Here is a 13,106-nt window from a genome sequence, read left to right as displayed (position 1 = left end):
GATGATGGGGTTTGGTATGCGCTTTCGCGCGGTGGTTGCTGTCGTAGGACTGTTGCTTACGGCACTGGCCGTCGATGCTGTGGCTGAGACAAAGGTCAACAGCGTTCGCCTTTGGCGGGCGCCGGACAATACAAGGTTGGTGTTCGACCTGACAGGCCCGGTGCAACACAGCGTATTCACCCTGACCGCGCCGGATCGCCTGGTGATCGACATCAATGGGGCGTCCCTCGGCGCGCCGTTGAACGTGCCCACCGCCAATACGCCGATTACCGCGATGCGCTCGGCCCAGCGTACGCCGACCGACCTGCGGGTGGTCATCGACCTGAAACAGGCCGTGACGCCCAAGAGTTTCACCCTCGCGCCTAACGCCCAGTACGGCAACCGGTTGGTGGTGGATCTGTTCGATAACCCGGCGGACGCCGCGCCAGCACCACCGCCACCGACGAAAGTCGCCACGGTGCCTGCCGTTCCGGTGACGCCGACCGAGCCTGCGCTCAAGCTCCCGCCAGCGCCTGCTGGCAAGCGCGACATCATTGTCGTGATCGACGCCGGCCACGGTGGCGAGGACCCGGGCGCCTCGGGTTCGCGTGGGCAGCGTGAAAAAGACGTGGTGCTCTCGATCGCCCGCGAATTGCAGCGCCAGATCAATGGCATGAAAGGTTTTCGCGCCGAACTGACCCGCACCGGCGACTATTTCATCCCCTTGCGCGGCCGCACGGAAATCGCCCGCAAGAAAGGCGCCGACCTGTTTGTCTCGATCCACGCCGACGCCGCGCCTTCGAAAGCCGCATTCGGGGCCTCGGTGTTTGCCCTGTCCGACCGCGGCGCAACTTCTGAGACTGCTCGCTGGCTGGCCGACAGCGAAAACCGCTCCGACCTGATTGGCGGTGCGGGCAATGTCAGCCTCGACGACAAGGACCGGATGCTCGCGGGTGTGTTGCTCGACTTGTCGATGACCGCCTCGTTGACCTCCAGCCTGAACGTCGGCCAGAAGGTCCTGAGCAATATCGGGCGCGTCACGCCGCTGCACAAGCAGCGCGTCGAACAGGCTGGGTTCATGGTGCTCAAGTCGCCGGACATCCCGTCGATCCTGGTGGAGACCGGGTTCATCTCCAACGCCAACGAAGCCTCCAAACTGTCGTCTGCGAGCCATCAGCAGGCCCTGGCCCGATCCATCAGCAGCGGCGTGCGGCAGTTCTTCCAGCAGAATCCGCCGCCGGGCACCTACATCGCCTGGCTGCGCGACTCCGGCAAGATCGCCCAAGGCCCGCGGGATCACCGGGTCAATCCTGGCGAAACCCTGGCCATGATTGCCGTGCGTTACCAGGTGTCGCCCGCCACCTTGCGCAGCGCCAACAATCTCAAGAGTGACGAGCTCAAGATCGGCCAGACCCTGACCATTCCGGGCAATGAAGTGGCGGCCAAGCAATGAGTGACGAAGTGATCGGCAGCACCGCCCGCATCGAACTGCTCAGTCCTAGGCTGGCGAACCAGATTGCCGCCGGCGAGGTGGTCGAACGCCCGGCCTCGGTCATCAAGGAGCTGCTGGAAAACAGCCTCGACTCCGGGGCCAAGCGCATCGATGTCGATGTCGAGCAGGGCGGCGTCAAGTTGCTGCGGGTACGCGATGACGGTGGCGGCATTCCTTGCGACGATTTGCCGCTGGCCCTGGCCCGCCACGCCACCAGCAAGATTCGCGACCTCGAAGACCTGGAACGGGTCATGAGCCTGGGGTTTCGTGGCGAGGCCCTGGCCTCCATCAGCTCCGTGTCGCGCCTGACCCTCACCTCTCGCACCCGCGACGCCGAGCAGGCCTGGCAGGTCGAGACCGAAGGCCGCGACATGGCCTCTCGCGTCCAGCCCGCCGCCCATCCGGTGGGCACGTCGGTGGAAGTGCGCGACCTGTTCTTCAATACCCCGGCCCGGCGCAAGTTTCTCAAGGCCGAGAAGACTGAATTCGACCACCTGCAGGAAGTCATCAAGCGCCTGGCCCTGGCGCGTTTTGACGTGGCGTTCCACCTGCGCCACAACGGCAAGACCATCCTCAGCCTGCACGAGGCTCACGATGACGCGGCCCGCGCCCGACGTGTCGGCGCGGTGTGCGGTGCGGGTTTCCTGGAACAGGCATTGCCTATCGAGGTGGAGCGCAATGGCCTGCACCTGTGGGGCTGGGTCGGGTTGCCGACGTTCTCCCGCAGCCAGGCGGACTTGCAGTATTTCTACGTGAATGGCCGTGCGGTGCGCGACAAACTGGTGGCCCACGCGGTGCGCCAGGCGTATCGCGATGTGTTGTTCAACGGACGGCATCCGACTTTTGTATTGTTTTTCGAGGTCGACCCTTCGGTGGTGGACGTCAACGTCCATCCGACCAAGCACGAAGTGCGTTTCCGTGATGGACGCATGGTCCACGATTTCCTCTACGGCACCTTGCACCGGGCGCTGGGCGACGTGCGTCCGGAAGATCAACTCGCGGCGCCTGCGGCAGTGGCGGGCATGGTCCGGCCAACGGGGCTGGATGCTGGCGAATTCGGGCCTCAGGGCGAGATGCGCCTGGCCGCTAATGCGCTGCTGGAGCAACCCCAGCCACAGCCGAGCTACAACACGGCCGGCAACGGTGCCGGCAGCGGCTATCAGTATCAGTACACCCCGCGCCCGCAATCGAACGTGCCGGCAGCCGAGGCACAGGCGGCCTATCGCGAGTTCTTCAAGCCCTTGCCGGAAGCCGGCGCTGCGGCGCTGCCCGACGGCCAGGGCGACATCCCGCCACTGGGCTATGCCCTCGCGCAGCTCAAAGGCATTTACATCCTTTCGGAAAATGCCCAAGGCCTGGTCCTGGTAGACATGCACGCCGCCCATGAGCGGATCATGTACGAGCGGCTGAAAATCGCCATGGCCAGCGAAGGCCTGAGCGGGCAACCGCTGTTGGTGCCCGAATCCCTGGCGGTCAGCCAGCGCGAAGCCGATTGCGCCGAAGAGCATGTGGCCTGGTTCCAGCGCCTGGGCTTCGAGTTGCAGCGGCTGGGGCCGGAAACCCTGGCGATCCGGCAGATCCCGGCCTTGTTGAAGCAGGCCGAGGCCAATCGGCTGGTCAGCGACGTGCTGGCGGACCTGATGGAGTACGGCACCAGTGATCGGATCCAGGCGCACCTGAACGAATTGCTCGGCACCATGGCCTGCCACGGCGCGATCCGCGCCAACCGGCGCTTGGCCCTGCCGGAAATGAACGGCCTGCTGCGGGACATGGAAAACACCGAACGCAGCGGCCAATGCAACCATGGCCGGCCGACCTGGACCCAGCTGGGCCTGGATGACCTGGATAAACTGTTCTTGCGCGGTCGTTGATGAACCAGCTCCCTCCCGCGATTTTCTTGATGGGGCCGACGGCCGCTGGCAAGACCGACCTGGCCATTGAACTGACCAAAGTCCTGCCCTGCGAGTTGATCAGCGTCGATTCGGCGTTGGTCTACCGCGGCATGGATATCGGCACCGCCAAGCCGTCAAAAGAACTGCTGGCCGAATTTCCCCATCGCCTGATCGACATCCTGGACCCGGTCGAAGCCTACTCGGCGGCCGATTTCCGTCGCGATGCGTTCCAGGCCATGGCCGACATCACCGCGCGGGGCAAGATCCCGCTGCTGGTGGGCGGCACCATGCTGTATTACAAGGCCCTGGTCGAGGGGCTGGCGGACATGCCGGCGGCCGACCCGCAAGTGCGCGCGCAGATCGAAGAAGAAGCCGCGCGCCTTGGCTGGCAAGCCCTCCATGAGCAATTGGCGGTCATCGACCCGGAATCGGCGGCGCGTATTCACCCCAATGACCCGCAGCGGCTGAGCCGGGCCCTGGAGGTTTATCGGGTCAGCGGCCAGAGCATGACGGCTCTCAGGCAGCGACAATCTACGCAAAGTACTGAAGCAGCCGCTTCGGGACTGCAACAATTGCCCTATACTGTCGCAAATCTGGCCATCGCTCCGGCGGACCGGCAAGTGCTGCATCGGCGAATTGAACAAAGATTCACATTGATGCTGGAACAGGGATTCATAGACGAGGTCGTAGCCCTGCGTGAGCGAAGTGACCTGCATGCCGGGTTGCCGTCTATACGTGCGGTAGGTTATCGACAAGTCTGGGACTACCTGGACGGCAAGCTGACGTCAGCCGAGATGCGCGAGCGCGGAATTATCGCCACGCGCCAATTGGCAAAGCGTCAGTTCACCTGGCTGCGCAGCTGGACTGACTTGCATTGGCTCGACAGCCTTGATTGCGACAATCTGCCACGCGCCTTGAAATACCTTGGGACCATCTCCATATTGAGCTGAGTCCTTGCAATTGCCGTCTATCCTTGGGGGTGTGACGGCCCAAGCCATCTGATTCCGATTTTTATAATTGATCCTTAAAGGAGTGCGGCACATGTCAAAAGGGCATTCGCTACAAGACCCTTACTTGAACACTTTACGTAAAGAAAAAGTTGGGGTGTCCATCTATCTGGTCAACGGGATCAAACTGCAAGGCACGATCGAGTCTTTCGACCAGTTCGTCATCCTGCTGAAGAACACCGTCAGCCAAATGGTCTACAAACACGCTATCTCGACAGTAGTACCGGTTCGCCCGATTCGTCTGCCTAGTGCAACCGAATCCGAAGGCGGTGACGCTGAACCGGGTAACGCTTGATAGGAGCCTCCTTTGTTCTTTGAGCGCCACGGTGGTGGTGAGCGGACTATTCTCGTTCACTTGGAAGGACAGGACCCTGAGGCGCGCGAAGATCCGCAGGAGTTTCAGGAATTGGCAATTTCGGCCGGAGCCGAGACCGTCGCGTTTGTCAACGTGCCGCGTCATCGGCCAACCGCCAAGTTCCTGGTCGGCAGTGGCAAGGTCGAGGAGTTGCGCGACCTGGTCAAGGCCGAGCACATCGATCTGGTGATTTTCAATCACATCCTTACGCCCAGTCAGGAGCGCAACCTCGAACGTGTCTTCGAGTGCCGCGTAATCGACCGCACAGGGCTGATTCTCGACATCTTCGCCCAACGCGCACGTACCCATGAAGGCAAGCTCCAGGTCGAACTGGCCCAGCTTGAACACATGAGTACGCGGCTGGTCCGCGGCTGGACTCACCTTGAGCGCCAGAAAGGCGGGATCGGCCTCCGTGGTCCGGGTGAAACCCAGCTGGAAACCGACCGGCGCCTGTTGCGGGTTCGCCTGCGCCAGATCAAGGGGCGGTTGGAAAAAGTCCGCAGCCAGCGCGAGCAGTCGCGTCGTGGTCGCAAGCGGGCGGACATCCCGACGGTTTCACTGGTGGGTTATACCAACGCCGGCAAATCGACCTTGTTCAACAACGTCACTCAATCCGACGTCTACGCCGCCGACCAGTTGTTTGCCACGCTCGACCCGACCTTGCGCCGGCTCGACCTGGCTGACCTCGGGCCGATCGTGCTGGCCGACACCGTGGGCTTCATCCGTCACCTGCCGCATAAACTCGTCGAGGCTTTCCGGGCTACGCTCGAAGAGTCGAGCAACTCCGACCTGCTGCTGCACGTGATCGATGCCGCCGAGCCGGACCGGATGCTGCAGATCGAGCAGGTAATGATCGTGCTGGGCGAGATCGGGGCCCAGGACTTGCCGATCCTCGAGGTATACAACAAACTCGATTTGCTCGAGGGCGTGGAGCCGCAGATCCAGCGTGATGCCGACGGCAAGCCGCAACGGGTCTGGCTGTCAGCTCGTGATGGCAGTGGCCTGGACCTGCTCAAGCAGGCCGTGGCGGAGCTGCTGGGCGATGACTTGTTCGTCGGCACCCTGAAGCTGCCGCAGCGTTTTGCCCGGCTGCGTGCCCAGTTCTTCGAGTTGGGCGCGGTGCAGAAAGAAGAACATGATGAAGATGGCGTCTGCCTGCTGGCCGTTCGCCTGCCTCGGGCGGAACTGAACCGGTTGGTCAGTCGTGAAGGGCTGCAACCGATGGAATTCATCGAGCAACACACTTTGCAATAAAAGCCTGAGAAAGCTGTGTCAGGCATTCTGTAGCATTGGCCGGCGCGCCGTGGGCGCGTCTTTGCTTTATCAGATGGAGAGCGCTATGGCTTGGAATGAGCCGGGTGGCAACTCGAATAACCAGGATCCCTGGGGCGGCAAGCGTCGTAACAACGGCGACCGCAAGGGACCACCGGATCTCGACGAGGCCTTCCGCAAGCTGCAGGAAAGCCTGAACGGTTTGTTCGGTGGTGGTAAGAAACGCGGTGACGATGGCGGCAGCCGTCCGGGCAAGAGTGGAGGTTTCGGCCTGCTCGGCATCGGTCTTGTCGTGCTCGCGGCTGTCTGGCTGTACAGCGCGGTCTATGTCGTGGACGAGCAGGAGCAGGCCGTGGTGCTGCGCTTTGGCAAGTACTACGAAACCGTAGGCCCGGGCCTGAACATCTACTTCCCACCGATCGATCAGAAGTACATGGAGAACGTCACGCGTGAGCGTGCCTACACCAAGCAGGGCCAGATGCTGACCGAAGACGAGAACATCGTCGAGGTGCCGCTGACCGTGCAGTACAAGATCACCAACCTGCAGGACTTCGTGCTGAACGTCGACCAGCCGGAGATCAGCCTGCAGCACGCGACCGAAAGTGCCTTGCGCCACGTGGTGGGTTCCACTGCCATGGACCAGGTGCTGACTGAAGGTCGTGAACTGATGGCCAGCGAAATCAAGGAACGCCTGCAGCGCTTCCTCGACACCTATCGCACCGGTATCACCGTTACCCAGGTCAACGTGCAGAGCGCAGCGGCACCGCGTGAAGTCCAGGAAGCCTTCGACGACGTGATCCGTGCCCGTGAAGACGAGCAGCGTTCGCGCAACCAGGCTGAAACCTATGCCAATGGCGTCGTGCCGGAAGCCCGTGGTCAGGCCCAGCGCATCATCGAGGATGCCAACGGTTATCGCGACGAAGTGGTCTCCCGCGCCAAGGGTGAGGCTGATCGCTTCACCAAACTGGTAGCCGAATATCGCAAGGCCCCTGAAGTGACCCGCCAGCGTCTGTACCTGGACACCATGCAGGAAGTCTTCAGCAACACCAGCAAGGTCCTCGTGACCGGCAACAAGAACGGCCAGAGCAATCTGCTGTACTTGCCGTTGGACAAGATGGTCGAGAGCGGTCGCAACACCAGCACGCCGCCGACCAGCGCGGCAGCCGCCAGCAATGAAGCCAATGCACGCGCGGCGGCGGATCTGCAGCAACAGCAAGCACGTACCAGGGAGAGTCGCTGATGAGCAATAAATCGCTGATCGCCCTTATTGTCGGTGTCGTCGTGGCGATCGCTGCCTGGAACTGCTTCTACATCGTGGCTCAGACCGAGCGGGCGGTGTTGCTGCAATTCGGTCGCGTGGTCCAGGCTGATGTTCAGCCGGGGCTGCATGTGAAAGTGCCTTACGTCAACAAGGTGCGCAAGTTCGACGCTCGCCTGATGACGTTGGATGCACCGACGCAGCGTTTCCTGACGTTGGAAAAGAAAGCGGTGATGGTCGACGCCTACGCCAAGTGGCGCGTGAAGGATGCCGAGCGTTTCTACACCGCGACCTCCGGCCTCAAGCAGATCGCCGACGAGCGTCTGTCACGTCGTCTGGAATCGGGCCTGCGGGACCAGTTCGGTAAGCGCACCCTGCACGAAGTGGTGTCCGGTGAGCGTGATGCGCTCATGGCTGACATCACCCGTTCGCTGAACGCGATGGCGGAAAAAGAGCTGGGTATCGAAGTCGTCGATGTCCGGGTCAAGGCCATCGACCTGCCGAAGGAAGTGAACCGCAGCGTGTTCGAGCGCATGAGCACCGAGCGTGAGCGTGAAGCTCGCGAGCACCGCGCCAAGGGTAACGAGCTGGCGGAAGGCATCCGTGCCGACGCCGATCGCCAACGCCGCGTGCTACTGGCAGAAGCCTATCGTGAATCGGAAGAGGTCCGTGGTGATGGTGATGCCCAGGCCGCTTCGATCTACTCCAAGGCTTATGGTCAGGATCAGGAGTTCTACGCGTTCTACCGTAGCCTGCGTGCCTACCGTGAAAGCTTCGCGAACAAATCCGACGTCTTGGTCCTCGACCCAAGCAGTGACTTCTTCCACTACCTGGAAAAGTCCAAGCCTTGATGCGACGTTGACCTGAAGCACTCCGCCCGGCGGCTAAAACGTCGGGCGGGGTGATCCTTTCGGAAAACGTGTGTATGATGCGGCAGCCGGGAAATTCCCGGCTTTTTTGCGTCTGCACGTTTGATTGCGGTTATAGGTGCAGGCGTCGGGTTGAACGACTCGACAGGTTTTTCGAGGAAAGTGCTTGGCGAGGCCGATCCAGGGCCATTCGTCACGTCGCCCTTGCGCGTGGTTTGCGGATCTTCGCATGGCGCCGGCATTTTCTGCTTCACTCAAGGCCAGCCTGAGGCTGGCCGCCCGGACCATAGGGGAATGGCGTAATGGCAACGGTAGACCGCTGGCTGCTGCCAGATGGCATCGAAGAAGTACTGCCGCCGGAAGCTGCGCGTATTGAAGTTGCGCGTCGGCAGGTGTTGGATCTGTTCCAGAGCTGGGGTTACGAATTCGTCGTTACCCCGCATATCGAGTACCTGGAATCCCTGCTGACCGGCGCGGGCCAGGACCTGGACCTGCGCACCTTCAAGGTTATCGATCCTCAATCGGGCAGGCAGATGGGCTTTCGTGCCGACATCACGCCGCAAGTGGCGCGCATCGACGCCCACACCCTGCGCCGCGAAGGCCCCAGCCGGCTGTGCTACGCCGGCAGTGTCCTGCATGCCCAGCCGCGTGCCTTGTCGTCTTCGCGCAGTCCTATCCAGCTGGGCGCCGAGCTGTATGGCGACGCCAGCCCGAGCAGTGACGTAGAAGTCATCAGCCTGATGTTGGCTATGCTGCAACTGGCTGACGTGCCGGATGTCCACATGGACCTCGGGCATGTCGGCATCTATCGTGGCCTGGCCCGTGCGGCCGGTTTGTCCGGCGAAGTGGAGCAGCAGTTGTTCGACGCGCTGCAGCGCAAGGCCATCGACGAAGTTGTCAGCCTGACCGAAGGCCTGCCGACCGAGTTGTCCGGCATGTTGCGTGCGTTGGTGGATCTGTGCGGCGGCCGTGAAGTGTTGGCTGCGGCCCGTGAACGCTTGGCCCGTGCTCCGGCGCCGGTGTTGGCGGCACTGGACGATTTGCTGGCGATTGCCGATCGTTTGTCGGTGCGCTTCCCCGAGTTGCCGCTGTATTTCGACCTGGGCGAGTTGCGCGGTTATCACTACCACACCGGCGTGGTGTTCGCCGTGTTCGTGCCGGGTGTTGGCCAGTCCATCGCCCAGGGCGGTCGCTACGACGACATCGGTGCTGACTTTGGTCGCGCCCGTCCGGCGACCGGTTTTTCTACCGATTTGAAAACCCTGGTGACCCTGGGGCGTGCTGAAATCGAGCTACCGTCTGGCGGTATCTGGATGCCTGACAGTACGGATGCGGCACTCTGGCAGACGGTCTGCCAGTTGCGCAGTGAGGGGCAGCGTGTTGTCCAGGCCTTGCCTGGGCAACCTTTGGCCGCCGCCCGTGAAGCGGACTGCGACCGGCAATTGATTCAGCAGAACGGGCTTTGGCAAGTATTGCCGCTGGCTTCTTGAGTTTTCCTGCCGGCCATCAGCCGGCACCAAGTTTGCGCGAATGAGGACAAGTGTTATGGGTAAGAATGTCGTAGTCCTGGGCACCCAGTGGGGTGATGAGGGCAAAGGCAAGATCGTTGATCTGCTGACCGAACATGCTGCCGCCGTAGTGCGCTACCAAGGTGGCCACAACGCTGGTCACACGTTGGTGATCGACGGTGAGAAAACCGTCCTGCACCTGATCCCGTCGGGCGTATTGCGCGAAGGTGTGCAGTGCCTGATCGGCAACGGCGTGGTGGTTGCGCCCGACGCCCTGCTGCGGGAAATCATCAAGCTGGAAGAGAAGGGCGTGCCGGTGCGCGAGCGCCTGCGTATCAGCCCGTCCTGCCCGCTGATCCTGTCCTATCACGTTGCGCTGGACCAGGCCCGTGAAAAGGCGCGTGGCGAGCTGAAGATCGGCACCACCGGTCGCGGCATCGGCCCGGCCTACGAAGACAAGGTCGCCCGTCGCGGCCTGCGCATCGGTGATCTGTTCCACCGCGAGCGTTTCGCCGCCAAGCTGGGCGAGTTGCTGGACTACCACAACTTTGTCCTGGTCAACTATTACAAAGAGCCGGCCATCGACTTCCAGAAGACCCTGGACGAGTGCATGGAGTACGCCGAGCTGCTCAAGCCGATGATGCTCGACGTCACCGCCGAGCTGCACGAGTTGCGCCGCGCCGGCAAGGACATCATGTTCGAAGGCGCCCAGGGCTCGTTGCTGGACATCGACCACGGCACCTACCCGTACGTCACCAGCTCCAACACCACCGCGGGCGGCATCGCCACCGGTTCGGGTTTTGGCCCGATGTACCTGGACTACATCCTGGGCATCACCAAGGCCTACACCACGCGCGTCGGCTCGGGTCCGTTCCCGACTGAGCTGTTCGACGATGTCGGTGCCTTCCTGGCCAAGCGCGGCCATGAGTTCGGCGCTACCACCGGTCGCGCCCGTCGTTGCGGCTGGTTCGATGCCGTCATCCTGCGTCGCGCCATCGACGTCAACAGCATCTCGGGCCTGTGCCTGACCAAGCTGGACGTACTGGACGGGCTGGAAACCATCAATATCTGCGTGGGCTACAAGAACCAGGACGGCGCTGTCATCGACGCACCGACCGACGCCGACAGCTACATCGGCCTCGAGCCGGTGTATGAGCAGATGCCAGGCTGGACCGAATCGACCGTAGGCGCCAAGACCTTGGAAGAGCTGCCTGTAGCGGCTCGCAACTACATCAAGCGTGTCGAAGAGTTGGTCGGTGCGCCGATCGACATTATTTCGACGGGGCCGGACCGTAACGAAACCATCGTTCTGCGTCATCCATTCGGCTGATAAGCCGTTGATGTAAAACACAAAGGACCCTCGTTAGGGTCCTTTGTCGTTTCTGCCGTCCGCGCGGCACGACACTTGCTATGCAACTCCATTACCGGCACATCTATACGAGTGCTATCAAATTAATGGCGTTAGTAGAGGGATTCTCCTGTGTCGGCCGTTCTCTCACTGTTACAAAGCCGTCTGCTGCGGCCCGTGTTCGTTACTCTCGGTATCGCCCTTTTGGTGCAAGTGCTGGTCGCCGTTGCGCTGACCCGAAGCACGGTCACCGCGCTGGAGGCCGATCTAAACGCTCGGCTGGGGGGCGACAGTCAAAAATTGTCTGGTGAACTGGAGCAGGCCGGGCGTGAAGTCACCTCAAGCCTGGACAGCTTGTCGGCCAGCACCCGGCAACGCCTTACCGCCGGTTTGTCCACGCGATTGAAAGACGAGCAGGCGCAATTGCGCACGACGCTGGAGAAAAGCCTCAAGGAGTCCGCCAATGATATGGCGCAGCTTCTTGCTTCGGTCGCTCCCCGCGCCATGTGGGACAGCGACGTGCCGACCCTGTCTGAATTCGCCCGCCGGGCGCAGCGCAATCCCAACGTGCTGTTTGTCATTTATGACGACGCCGCCGGTGAACACCTTACGCGCTACCTGAACCGCGAGAACCCGATCAACAAGGCCTTGCTGGAAAAGGGCAAGGGCGAGCGAGCGCTGGACAAAGTGCTGGATGCGGCGAAGAACGATCCGTCCGTGTATTACCTCGAAGCTTCGATCAACCCCAACGGCGTGGAAATCGGCAAGGTATTGATGGGTGTGTCGACGGCCTCCGTCGAGACCGATCTGAAGGCCCTCGACCAACGCTTTGCTGCGTTGATTGCCAGCAGCGACCAACTGGTGGGCGACAGCCTCAAGGGAGCCGCTGCCGACAGCGCCGCCGCCATGCGCGGCCGCCTGGGTTCGGCGCAGGCTACCGCTACGCAAATGCAGACCAACACCGCCGCTACCGTGCAAGAGGCCGCAGGAACCTTGCGCTGGCGTATCGGCCTGGGCCTGGCGCTGGTGGGCTTTGGCGTGCTGGTGTTGCTGGCTGTGGTCCTGGGGCGCCGGGTGGTCAATCGCTTGAAGTTATTGATTGCTGCGATGAACGACCTGGCGGCGGGTGAGGGCGACCTGACCAAGCGTGTGCAGATCAACAGCAAGGACGAAATCGGCGACATGGCTTCGGCGGTCAATCGCTTCGTCGACAAGTTGCAACCGATCGTCCGCGAAGCCGGGGACGTGGCCCAGCGCACTGGCCAGGAAATTGGCGCGATGACCTTGCGCAACTCCGGTGCCGACAAGGCCGCGGGGATGCAGCGTGATGAAGTGGCCGAGAGCCTGCGGGCGCTGTCGCAAATGGCCGACGAAGCGCAGTCGGAAAGCCATGCAATGCAGGCGGCCTTGCAGCAGGTGGTGGAGATTCGCAAGGCTACCGACGAAAACACCCGTACCTCGGCCAAGGTGGGTGGTTTGATCGAGGCGTTGGCCGGGCAGGTCGACACCGGGGCGAAAGTCATTGAGCGGCTGGCCCAGCAGAGCGAGCAGATCGAAGTGGTGCTGACCGTGATTCATGGTATCGCCGAGCAAACCAACCTACTGGCCTTGAACGCCGCCATCGAGGCGGCGCGGGCCGGGGAAACCGGACGTGGGTTCGCGGTGGTGGCGGATGAGGTGCGGGCGCTGGCGAGCAAGACCCAGAGTTCGACCGGCGACATCCAGGCCCATATCGTGGCCTTGCAACAGGGTGCGCGTGAAGCAGTGGCTGCGATTGGCCAGGCCGGGCGCCAGGCCAGCGAGGGTTTGTTGGTGCTGCGTGACAGCGCGCGGTTGCAGCAGTCGGTGCAGGCCTCCGTCGAGCAGGTCCATGCGGCCATCGGCCTGGCGACCCAGGCAGCGGCGCATCAAGCCCAAGGCGCGCAAGCGGTGCGCAGCCGAGTGGAAACCATTCATGTCCAGGCCGAAAAAGCCGCCCAGGCCGTGGTCGAGACCACTGCCAGCGGCAAGGTGCTGGACAGCTTGGCGGCGCAGTTGAAAGCGAGCCTGGGGCAGTTCAGAGCTTGATCGAAAAGCCTGCCCTGGCCTTTCGCAGGCAAGCTCGCCCACAGGGTTGTCTTGTGGCG

10 protein-coding genes are annotated in these 13,106 nt (G+C 62.2%); all 10 read left to right on the top strand.

Annotation, left to right across the window (positions count from 1 at the left end; genetic code table 11):
- The first annotated feature begins 1 nt into the window (after position 1).
- The 10 genes from J3P95_RS22720 (at position 2) to J3P95_RS22675 (ending at position 13,047) form a co-directional block, all read left to right on the top strand.
- Positions 2-1,432 (top strand): N-acetylmuramoyl-L-alanine amidase, encoded by a 1,431-nt coding sequence (locus J3P95_RS22720; protein ID WP_434558879.1) that lies wholly within the window; start codon positions 2-4, stop codon positions 1,430-1,432.
- A complete protein-coding gene (gene mutL, locus J3P95_RS22715) occupies positions 1,429-3,342 on the top strand; it encodes a DNA mismatch repair endonuclease MutL (protein WP_434558877.1) in 1,914 nt (637 codons plus the stop codon). The genes J3P95_RS22720 and mutL overlap by 4 nt, the downstream gene beginning before the upstream one ends.
- A complete protein-coding gene (gene miaA / locus J3P95_RS22710) occupies positions 3,342-4,313 on the top strand; it encodes a tRNA (adenosine(37)-N6)-dimethylallyltransferase MiaA (protein WP_434579581.1) in 972 nt (323 codons plus the stop codon). Before mutL ends, miaA begins: the two co-directional genes overlap by 1 nt.
- A gap of 91 nt (positions 4,314-4,404) precedes the next feature.
- Positions 4,405-4,665, top strand: a complete 261-nt coding sequence (gene hfq, locus J3P95_RS22705; protein WP_003186419.1) for an RNA chaperone Hfq — start codon at positions 4,405-4,407, stop codon at positions 4,663-4,665.
- Between the two features lie 12 nt (positions 4,666-4,677).
- A complete protein-coding gene (gene hflX / locus J3P95_RS22700; protein ID WP_434558873.1) occupies positions 4,678-5,979 on the top strand; it encodes a ribosome rescue GTPase HflX in 1,302 nt (433 codons plus the stop codon).
- An 85-nt stretch (positions 5,980-6,064) separates the two neighbouring features.
- Positions 6,065-7,237, top strand: a complete 1,173-nt coding sequence (gene hflK / locus J3P95_RS22695) for an FtsH protease activity modulator HflK (RefSeq protein ID WP_186615632.1) — start codon at positions 6,065-6,067, stop codon at positions 7,235-7,237.
- On the top strand, positions 7,237-8,106 hold the full coding sequence (hflC, locus tag J3P95_RS22690) for a protease modulator HflC (RefSeq protein WP_018610083.1): 870 nt from the start codon (positions 7,237-7,239) through the stop codon (positions 8,104-8,106). The genes hflK and hflC overlap by 1 nt, the downstream gene beginning before the upstream one ends.
- 320 nt (positions 8,107-8,426) lie before the next feature.
- Positions 8,427-9,614, top strand: coding sequence for an ATP phosphoribosyltransferase regulatory subunit (locus J3P95_RS22685; protein WP_434579582.1), 1,188 nt, complete (start codon positions 8,427-8,429; stop codon positions 9,612-9,614).
- A 55-nt stretch (positions 9,615-9,669) separates the two neighbouring features.
- Positions 9,670-10,962, top strand: a complete 1,293-nt coding sequence (locus J3P95_RS22680; RefSeq protein WP_039592540.1) for an adenylosuccinate synthase — start codon at positions 9,670-9,672, stop codon at positions 10,960-10,962.
- Positions 10,963-11,112: 150 nt separating this feature from the next.
- A complete protein-coding gene (locus tag J3P95_RS22675) occupies positions 11,113-13,047 on the top strand; it encodes a methyl-accepting chemotaxis protein (protein ID WP_434579583.1) in 1,935 nt (644 codons plus the stop codon).
- The last annotated feature ends 59 nt before the right edge of the window (positions 13,048-13,106 follow it).

Source organism: Pseudomonas sp. Z5-35 (assembly GCF_051131945.1).
GTDB lineage: Bacteria > Pseudomonadota > Gammaproteobacteria > Pseudomonadales > Pseudomonadaceae > Aquipseudomonas > Aquipseudomonas marvdashtae.
Note: the sequence above shows the minus strand (reverse complement) of the source record. Positions and strands in the feature narration are given on the sequence as shown.

Excerpts from the sequence above, each read along its gene's own strand:
- mutL (WP_434558877.1), top strand. The coding sequence starts at position 1,429 with ATGAGTGACGAAGTGATCGGCAGCACCGCCCGCATCGAACTGCTCAGT.
- hflK (WP_186615632.1), top strand. The coding sequence starts at position 6,065 with ATGGCTTGGAATGAGCCGGGTGGCAACTCGAATAACCAGGATCCCTGG.
- miaA (WP_434579581.1), top strand. The coding sequence starts at position 3,342 with ATGAACCAGCTCCCTCCCGCGATTTTCTTGATGGGGCCGACGGCCGCT.
- J3P95_RS22685 (WP_434579582.1), top strand. The coding sequence starts at position 8,427 with ATGGCAACGGTAGACCGCTGGCTGCTGCCAGATGGCATCGAAGAAGTA.
- J3P95_RS22680 (WP_039592540.1), top strand. The coding sequence starts at position 9,670 with ATGGGTAAGAATGTCGTAGTCCTGGGCACCCAGTGGGGTGATGAGGGC.
- hflC (WP_018610083.1), top strand. The coding sequence starts at position 7,237 with ATGAGCAATAAATCGCTGATCGCCCTTATTGTCGGTGTCGTCGTGGCG.
- hfq (WP_003186419.1), top strand. The coding sequence starts at position 4,405 with ATGTCAAAAGGGCATTCGCTACAAGACCCTTACTTGAACACTTTACGT.
- J3P95_RS22720 (WP_434558879.1), top strand. The coding sequence starts at position 2 with ATGATGGGGTTTGGTATGCGCTTTCGCGCGGTGGTTGCTGTCGTAGGA.